The sequence below is a fragment of the Actinopolyspora mortivallis genome (assembly GCF_003001495.1).
Classification (GTDB): domain Bacteria; phylum Actinomycetota; class Actinomycetes; order Mycobacteriales; family Pseudonocardiaceae; genus Actinopolyspora; species Actinopolyspora mortivallis_A.
In genome coordinates, this window is the sequence record NZ_PVSR01000068.1 from 1 (window position 1) to 8258 (window position 8258).

10 protein-coding genes are annotated in these 8258 nt (G+C 64.7%); 2 read left to right on the forward strand and 8 right to left on the reverse strand.

Features of this window, described 5'->3' with window-relative positions; genetic code table 11:
• From CEP50_RS19410 to CEP50_RS20395, 6 genes are all read right to left on the reverse strand, one after another.
• On the reverse strand, nucleotides 1–825 hold an 825-nt coding region (locus CEP50_RS19410; RefSeq protein WP_219905574.1), incomplete at its 3' end, for a tyrosine-type recombinase/integrase.
• A gap of 230 nt (nucleotides 826–1055) precedes the next feature.
• Nucleotides 1056–1262: a helix-turn-helix domain-containing protein gene (locus CEP50_RS19415; protein WP_106115357.1), complete on the reverse strand. Its 207-nt coding sequence runs from the start codon at nucleotides 1260–1262 to the stop codon at nucleotides 1056–1058.
• Between the two features lie 478 nt (nucleotides 1263–1740).
• On the reverse strand, nucleotides 1741–2970 hold the full coding sequence (locus CEP50_RS19425) for an AAA family ATPase (protein WP_106115359.1): 1230 nt from the start codon (nucleotides 2968–2970) through the stop codon (nucleotides 1741–1743).
• A gap of 355 nt (nucleotides 2971–3325) precedes the next feature.
• Entirely contained in the window at nucleotides 3326–3658 is a 333-nt protein-coding gene (locus CEP50_RS19430) for a hypothetical protein (RefSeq protein WP_106115360.1), read from the reverse strand.
• Entirely contained in the window at nucleotides 3655–4065 is a 411-nt protein-coding gene (locus tag CEP50_RS19435; protein ID WP_106115361.1) for a hypothetical protein, read from the reverse strand. The genes CEP50_RS19430 and CEP50_RS19435 overlap by 4 nt, the downstream gene beginning before the upstream one ends.
• A gap of 2 nt (nucleotides 4066–4067) precedes the next feature.
• Nucleotides 4068–4325, reverse strand: a complete 258-nt coding sequence (locus CEP50_RS20395) for a helix-turn-helix transcriptional regulator (RefSeq protein WP_258175434.1) — start codon at nucleotides 4323–4325, stop codon at nucleotides 4068–4070.
• Between the two features lie 191 nt (nucleotides 4326–4516).
• On the opposite strand from CEP50_RS20395, the gene CEP50_RS20955 reads away from it, so the two are divergent.
• Nucleotides 4517–4891 carry a GntR family transcriptional regulator gene (locus CEP50_RS20955; RefSeq protein WP_106115363.1) on the forward strand — a complete coding sequence of 125 codons (375 nt, stop codon included), beginning with the start codon at nucleotides 4517–4519 and terminating at the stop codon, nucleotides 4889–4891.
• A 216-nt stretch (nucleotides 4892–5107) separates the two neighbouring features.
• The gene (locus CEP50_RS19450; protein WP_181188471.1) at nucleotides 5108–6337 is read left to right on the forward strand and encodes an XRE family transcriptional regulator; all 1230 of its coding nucleotides are present in this window, start codon (nucleotides 5108–5110) and stop codon (nucleotides 6335–6337) included.
• Nucleotides 6338–7622: 1285 nt separating this feature from the next.
• Here the strand turns inward: CEP50_RS19450 and CEP50_RS20960 are convergent.
• On the reverse strand, nucleotides 7623–7901 hold the full coding sequence (locus CEP50_RS20960; RefSeq protein WP_106115364.1) for a GNAT family N-acetyltransferase: 279 nt from the start codon (nucleotides 7899–7901) through the stop codon (nucleotides 7623–7625).
• 36 nt (nucleotides 7902–7937) lie between these two features.
• A complete protein-coding gene (locus CEP50_RS20205) occupies nucleotides 7938–8108 on the reverse strand; it encodes a hypothetical protein (RefSeq protein ID WP_181188472.1) in 171 nt (56 codons plus the stop codon).
• Nucleotides 8109–8258: the final 150 nt, after the last annotated feature.

Genomic DNA, 8258 nt, shown 5'->3' on the forward strand with positions numbered 1-8258 from the left:
GGTGTGGCGTTTGCAGCCGTCTTTGCAGGGTTTGGTCTTGTGGTACTTCGCCCCGCAGGCGTGCGGGTCGCTACAGCCGTGTTGCCACTTCTGGCGTTGCAGTGCCTTGCGGATGCGTAGGGTGCGGCTCTGTTCGTTGAAGTGCTCCCAACGCAGTCCCAGGGCTTCGCCCTGGCGGCAGCCCAGCGCTAGGGCGAGCACGAACCGCACGCCGTTGCGTCGGTGCAGCGCGGCTTTCAGGATGCGTTGCACGTCCTCAGGCTCGATGGGCTCGATCTCTTCTTCCTCGACGCGTGGAGCCTTGGCCACAGCGACAGGGTTCCGTCCGATGTGGCCGCGCCGTTCGGCCTCGCCGAGAGCTGTACGGGCCGTGCGGTGGACCTGGTGAACCGTCGCGGGTTTGAGCCCCGACTCAATCAGCTTGGTGTAGAACTTCTCGAAGTGCTCCGGTTGAATCCGGTCGATGCGGTGCGCACCGATGCCGGGAACGAGATGCCGGTACACGGCGGTGCGGTAGCCGGTGAGTGCCTTGTACCGCAGGTTCATCGGAGCGATGTTTTCGACCCAGTGCCGTAGCCAGCCTTCGACGGTCCAGGGTTTGCCGGGTTTGCGGAGGGTTCCCTCTCGGTACCACTGCTCCAGCTTTTGCAGGGCTGAGATGACTTCTCGTTCTGTCTTGTACATGACGTGGCGCCGGTCGGGTTTGCCGTCGTCACGGACTCCGAGAGTGATGCGGCCGTGCCACTTGCCGTCGCTCTCGCTGTAGTAGACGCTGCCCGCGCCGTTGGGGGCTCGGCCGGTGTCTTGGGATCGCTTGCGCGGCATTCGGGTTCCTTTCTGCGGGTGGTTGTTTGGGACGTGTTGCTCTGGCCTCTCGCGGGGTCGCGAGCGGTGTGAGGGTTCGCTGTGTTGGGTTGTGTGTGGGGGTTGGCAGGTGGGTTCTAGGCGCTAGATGCCTGCTCAGGACTGGTATGGGGCTCTAGTGGGGCCTCTAGGTCTAGAGGGCGGTGTTTCTAGACCTAGAGGCGTTGTCGCGGGTGATGTTCGGTTTCGGTTCAGGCGGTGCGTTGTTCGGCGGTGAGCCGGTCGATGTAGGACTCAAGGGCGTCGGTGGGGATGCGGCGTGCGCGTCCGATGCGCACGGAGGCGACTTCGCCGGTTCGGAGGAGCTGGAACATGCGGGTGCGGCCGATGGCGAGTCGCTGTGCGGCTTGTTCGACGGTGAGTAGGGTGCGCGGCTGGTTGGTGGTGGGGGTACTCATGGTTTGTCTCCTTTCGTGTGGGTGTTGAAGAGTTCGAAGGGATCGCTGAAGGGATCGGTAGCCGAACCCCGTGTGACCTGCGAAGAGTTCGAAGGGATCGAAGGGATCGGTGTGTCCCCGCGAGCCGATCCCTTCAAGGCCGAGCGCGCCGGCGGGCAGAGCTCGGCAACCACCCTCCGGGCGGATCACACCGGGCGGGCCGTCCCAGGCGCTCTGTGAGCCACTCACAGGCCCGTGAGAGCCGCTCCACAGCCGCGGCAGTGCCCGGCAGGCTGAAGCACTTGGGAGAGGGGCACCACCCCCGATGCTCCAGCCTCCCGAACAGCCACCCACCGACCCGAAACACCGGCCACCCGACCACCCCCGAAGAGTTCGAAGGGATCGCTGAAGGGATCGGTAGCCGAACCCCGTGTGACCTGCGAAGAGTTCGAAGGGATCGAAGGGATCGGTGTGTCCCCGCGAGCCGATCCCTTCAAGCTCAGTGGGTGAGGGTCCACACCCAGTGGTCGAGTCCGGTTTTGACGACGTCGATGCGGTTTCCGAGGCGTCTGCGGGCGCGTTTGAGTTGGGGTTGGCTGTATCCGGCTTTTTCGGCGTCGGTGGTGATTTCGGTGGATGAGGCGCTGCCGCCGCGTTCGGTGAGGTAGTCCACGAGCCAGGTATCGAGGGCGTGGGTGCGCCCGCTCCCGTTGTGGGTGTCTTTGCCGGTGGGTTCGGCGAGGATGGTTTCGACGTGGGTGTCGGTTTCGCCGAGGAACCGCAGCCGTCCCCATTGGGCGGGGCCGTCGAGGGTGTCGAGGGTGACGGGTTCGACGATGTAGCGCAGGGAGGGCAGCGCGAGGCTGCCGAGGTTGTTTTTGACCTGGGACATGACGCATGAGCCGTCCTCGGCGTCGGGGTCACGGGCGAAGGCCACCGCGGCGCGGGCCACGGCGGAGAAGGCGCGGGAGCCGGTCACGCGGGAGAGCACGTCGGTGCCGGTGCCTTTGTTGAAGTGGGCCAGTCCGAACACGGCGCAGCCGGTCGAGTCGGCCAGGGCCGAGAGTGGTTCCAGGGCAGTGCGGAGTTCTTCCTGGTTGACGTTGACGCGGCTGTCCACGGCCGAGATCAGCGGGTCGAGGATCAGCAGGGACACGTCGGCCTCGGTGATTTCGGTGGCGAGTTCGGCGCAGTCCCGGGGCAGGGTCAGCGGAAGGCTGTTGCCCGCCGGTGAGGTGACTTCGACGCGGTAGACCCGGTCGGTGTCGGCCCCGGCCGCGATCAGTCGGGGCGCGATGGTGGCTTCCCAGGAATCCTCGGTGGCCGCGTAGATCACGCCTTTCGGTTGGCCCTGGTGGAGGCCCTCCAGGGTGCCGAGGGTGACCTGGGCGGCGAGCCAGGAGCAGAACAGGGACTTGCCGATGCCTTCCCGCCCCGGTCCGAGGGTGATCGCGCCGTGCGGGATACGGCCTTCCCACGTCCAATAGGTCGGCCGGATCTGAACCTGGGAGGCTTTGGTCAGCCTCAGCCGACGCGCCGGGACTGTCCCGGTGTCGTCCGGTGTCGGGGGCCTATCCGGGTGGGGGTCTCCCGCCCTATCCCGATGCTGCTCGGGCGGGGTGTCCGGGCCGGTCAGGGTGGGCGTGAATCCGGGTTCGTGGTCGGGGACGACACGCAGCGGCGGGCCGGTCTGGTCGGGCTCGGGTGCGGGTCGATCAGCGGTTGTCATAACGAGGTGACTCCGGGTGGTCTCGGGTGCTGGTCCGTGCTGGCCGGTGCCCGGTCCGGCCGGGCTCGATCGGGCTCGATTCGGGCCGGTCACCCCGCGATCGAGGTGGACCGCATCGAGGGGGTGATCGAGGGGGATCGAGGCCCGGTCCGGCCCGGGTTCGTGGGGGCGGGTGCTGCCCGCAACACCCCTGTTGCGGATTCGGCCGCCGCGGGGGTGTTTGTGCTGGTTGATGCGGGCAACACCCCCGCGCCGGGCGGAAGGGGAGGGGACTCGGCCCGGTGGCAGTTCAAACCCCTTCAAGCGGGGCGGCGGGACACCACCAGGCCGAGCCGTGACCGTGGCCGGGCAGCGGCTAGTTGCTCCAGCAGATGTCCGGGCAGTCCTGAATCGGGTGCCGCCCGGCGTGCCCGCCGACACGGGCAGCCAGCAGCGGGGCGAGCGCGGTCACCCGTGCTTGCACGAGGGTGTAGCGCTGCGGGTCGAACAGCGGCCCGCCCTCGCGAGCCACGCGGGCCAGGCCACGTTCCATGTCAGCCAGCATCCGATCCGGCATGTTCCTGGCGACCTGACCGACGAACCTCGCCAGCCCGTCCAGCGGCGCCTCCCGCAGATCCGCCGTACTCGCCGGGGCCGCGTAGAGCAGAGTGAGCATGGTGTGCTCGGTGACGGCGTAACGAGTACTCACCGGGCCACCTCCAACCCGCCGGTACGGCACTGCCGAGGCGTGTTCTGCGGGCCGGTGCCGTAGAGTCGGGCCACGATCGAGCGCAACGCATGAGCGGTGTGCGCCTCGAACGTGCCGGGCTCTTGCTCGTTCATCTCTTCCCGGGCGGCGGCCACACGGTTGCCGCCCTCGGCGAAGAGAGTCTCCAGCACCATCGTGTGCACGAACTGTTCGTCGTCCAGCTCGGACAGCTCGGTGCCCTCGGTGACCAGAATCCACAGCGCGCCGGCGGCGTCTTCGAGGCTGATGTCGATACTCATCGACACCCGCATGGCGGCGGGCTGGTCAGCACCTTCACGCAGGGTCGGGATGAATTCCACCGGACCGGACGTGCCGACCTGGCCGGTTGCCTTCGTCGTGGTGAACATGATCAGACCACCTCGCCCAGCGCGTCGTTCTCGACCGGGCAGCCAGCGCCGGTCACGTCCGTCTCGTGCGCGGCCCGCTCACAGGCCCGCTCGTAGTCCACGAGAGCCGACTCAGGAACGCGCAGCGTCCCCTTCCCGGCACCGATCTTCAACGCCCGCAGCTCGCCGGACTCGATCGCTCGATAGATCGTGTTCACCGACACGTCCAACCGCTCGGCTACTGCCCGAACCCGCAACATCCGGGTAGACTCGTCTTGCATCGACAGCTCCAATACTTCGATGTCCCGCCCCGGCCGGTGCGCCCACACCGCCGGGGCTTTCTTGTGGTCACTGGCAGTCCCGGAAACTCCCGCAACTGCCGAGACACCAGTGACACTAGGCGACTTAGAAAACATAGTCAAGCTAAGTTGGCTAACTTGATTGGGGGATACACGTATGTACCCTGTTTGACATGGGAAAAGTCGATCCTGATGACCCTCGTCCGCCGTACCAGCAACTAGCCGACGAGCTTCGATCGGCCATTGGAGGTGGGGAGTACAGCCCCGGTGAGCGACTGCCTCGGCAGGCTGAGATCGCGGACGAGTACCGCGTGTCGGTTGGCACGGTGAAGAGCGCCCTGAAAGTCCTTCGCGAGGAAGGGCTAATCGTGAGTCGCCAGGGCGAAGGATCTTGGGTGCACAGCCGCCCAATCGAGCGGGAAAGTTCACCGGCTGGTGATGCTGAAGCAGGGGGGTCGGGTGATGCGGACCTTCACCGCGTCCTCTCTGGCGTGCTCGATCGTCTGACAGCGATCGAGAACCGTCTCGCGGAGATTTCCGGTAAGTAGACTCCCGTGCCCGTTCGAAGTTTGCCGGTGCCGTGCTGGCGTTCGCTCTCGTGGCCATGTCCCCAACACTGATCGTCATGAGACTCGTTTCACAGTGTCTTTGCGGGTGCGGCGTAGGTGATGCGGTGATGAGCCCGTATCACCTACATCGCACCTCTCGTGTCGCCCTTCTCCGGTGCCACACTGGCGAGTACGGGGCAACGAGTTGGAGGCAGCATGAGTGAGGATTTGCCGACGTGGGCGCGTCGCATCCGATCGATGCGTGAAGCCCGTGGCTGGTCGCAACTGGAAGCCGCAGAGGCCATGCGGCAACATGCCGGCAAGGAACTACCGGACACCAACCATCTGCTACGACGGTGGAAATCATGGGAACTGGGGGAGAACAAACCCAGTGGTTTCTACACGAGGATAATCGCTTCAACGCTCGGGACGGTGACCGATTCTCTGTTTCCGCCGGAGCAGCGGAGTAACGATGTCGAACTGTTGAATGCTACGGGCATGAACACGCTCGAAATTGTTAGCCGTCTCCACGCTTCCGATGTAAACGAGGCGACTCTCGAAGCTGTCCGAATCACTGTTGACAAACTATGCTCCGATTATTCTCGATTGCCTGCGCAGGGATTGATTGTTGAGTGTCGCCAGTGGTTGCGCCGCCTAGTCGAAATGCAGGAGCAGCGTCTCAGTTTCAGCCAGCGCAGGGAGACCCTTGAGCTTGCTGGCTGGCTCACTCTGCTGGTGGGATGCCTTGAGTACGACCTCGGCGACCAAAGGTCAGCGGAGGCCACTCGTCGTTCTGCTTTGAGTCTCGGCCAGGAAGTGGGAAGCTCTGGTATCATCGGTTGGGCTCACGAAATGCGTGCCTGGTTCTCGCTGACTTCGGGCGATTATCGAGGAGTTATCGCAGCTACCGAAGCTGGACGTGAAGCAGCGGGAAATCACAGTGTCGCTGTCCAGATCATCGCTCAGGAAGCTAAGGCCTGGGCACGTATGGGCAGGCGGGAAGAAATGGAAAAATCTCTTGAGTGGGGTCGCCTTACTCTTGAAGGGATGTCCTATCCGACTAACGTCGAGAATCACTTCGTTGTCGATCCCTCGAAGTATGACTTTTACGTCATGGACTGCTACCGGCACATAGGCGAAAACAGACTCGCGCAGGAACTCTCTGACGAGGTTATCCGTGTGAGTACCGATTTCAACGGATACGAACGCTGGCCTATGCGGGTAGCCGAAGCACAGATCACCCTTGGGGTAGTAGCTGCCCGCGAAGGAGATGTTGAAGAAGCCGTCGCGTACGGTCGCCGCGCCATCGCCGGTGACCGCAAGTCGCTTCCGTCGCTGGCTATGGTCTCCCAGGATCTCGCCCAGGTGCTCTCGGAGCACTACGAGGGGAATGCGGAGGCGGACTCGTACCTAGAGCAACTCCGCGAGCTACGTCAGTCCTCGTGACCGCGAGTCAATGACTATCTACTCCGAAGAGTTCGGCTCGCGGGGACATACCGATCCCTTCGATCCCTTCGAACCCTTCGCAGGTCACACGGGGTTCGGCTACCGATCCCTTCAGCGATCCCTTCGAACTCTTCGGGGGTGGTCGGGTGGCCGGTGTTTCGGGTCGGTGGGTGGCTGTTCGGGAGGCTGGAGCATCGGGGGTGGTGCCCCTCTCCCAAGTGCTTCAGCCTGCCGGGCACTGCCGCGGCTGTGGAGCGGCTCTCACGGGCCTGTGAGTGGCTCACAGAGCGCCTGGGACGGCCCGCCCGGTGTGATCGCCCGGAGGGGGGCAGTGAGACCGGCTCACACGTGGGGTGCTGCGGCCTCGTGCGGGGGGCGGTCACTCCGCTCACTTATTCACTTCTCACGGTGTTTTCGCAGCTCGCCGCGAGTGAGTGGGGGAAGTGACCGGTGAAGTGAGTTTCCACTTGCCGCCCTCTGTCTCACTCGCTCCGTCACTCGGTACTCACTTCCCCGTTGCGGGCCGCGAGAGCGCTGTGACAGGCCGGCGGGGTTAGTTAGTCCGGTGGTGGGGGAAGCTTTCCCACGGGGTGTGTGGGGCCCCGCGGATGCGGTGCGGGGCGGGACTAACCCGTCTCACTCGCTAACTCCTCGCAGGTCACCTGGCGATCCGGGGCGACTAACCCGCACGTTAGAAAACTAACCCACCACACGCGAACTAACCCGATGAGTAACTCACGAGACAGGCTTCCAATCCCGCCCCGGACGGCAGGGAATCGCCAGGGAACCGGGCAGGGAACACCGCAGGAGGGAGGGAAAACTCCCTCACCCGTTCCCTGCCCCATTCCCTCGGTATGACCAGCAACAACAACCAGAGAGGGAACGAAGGGAACCGAAGGAATCCCCTTCCCGCAGCCTTCGAGAAGCCCGCACAGCGCGAGTTCTGCGGTTAGCTTGTCGATTCCCTCCCGCTGCGTTTGCCCACAGCTCAGAGCACAAGCGAGGCCCTGCGATCGTCTCAGTTCTAGTCTCAGTTCATTCCCGTTCACACTGACCCCCAATGTTCCAGCATTGCCGCTGACCAGCATCGGAGGACTACAGCGATCCTCGTTGAACCCGTTAGCTGTGACCTGAAAAGCGGAAGGTCGGCGGTTCGACCCCGCCCCTGGCCACGCGGAACGACCAGCGAGAACGGCCCTCACCGGAAACGGTGGGGGCCGTTTTCATGGTCGGGGGGGGGGCTCGCTCTCCTGATCGCAGTCGTTTTCGATCCTTCCGGTCTTGGTCAGAGGTCGAGGCGGTAGCGCTGTTCCGGTTTGGCCGTGGTCGGGTGCGGGGTCGGTTCACCGACGGGGGACCATCCGTGTTTCCGATAGAGCCGGACGGCCGGTTCGTTGTCGGTGGAGACCGTGAGCGTTGCTCGGGCGAATCCTGTGTTGGTCAGGTGTGCGGGCAATGCCTGGACGAGTCGGCTTCCGATGCGGCTGCCCCAAGCATGGGGAGCGACGCCCCAGGTAACGAACCTCGGCTTCGTCGTCCGGATACCCGCTGCCCCTTCGCCCAGCGGCGAGAAATCCGAGGGTTTCGGTTCTTGCGCTCGCTACGAGCAGGAGGCCCCTGGTGCTCGGGCGACCTGGTGGATGAGCGGCCGCGCTTTTTCCGGGGGTGGGGGAGCTGCGTCGCCGTCGCGGGCAGCGGTTGCCGTGGCCCAGACACGGGCTGCGGCATCGACGTGGGTGAACGTGCCGTCGATGACCTCGATCGAATTCATGGGGCTTTCTCCGACCGGTTGACCTGTCATGGTGAGTCGACGTTCCGGAAGTACCGGTTGAGGTGGCCGAACCGACGTGGCGGTTCAGGCGGGGTGGTGTTTGGCCAGGGCCAGGAGGGGGAGGGTGGCCGCGTGGATGGCGGGTAGGGC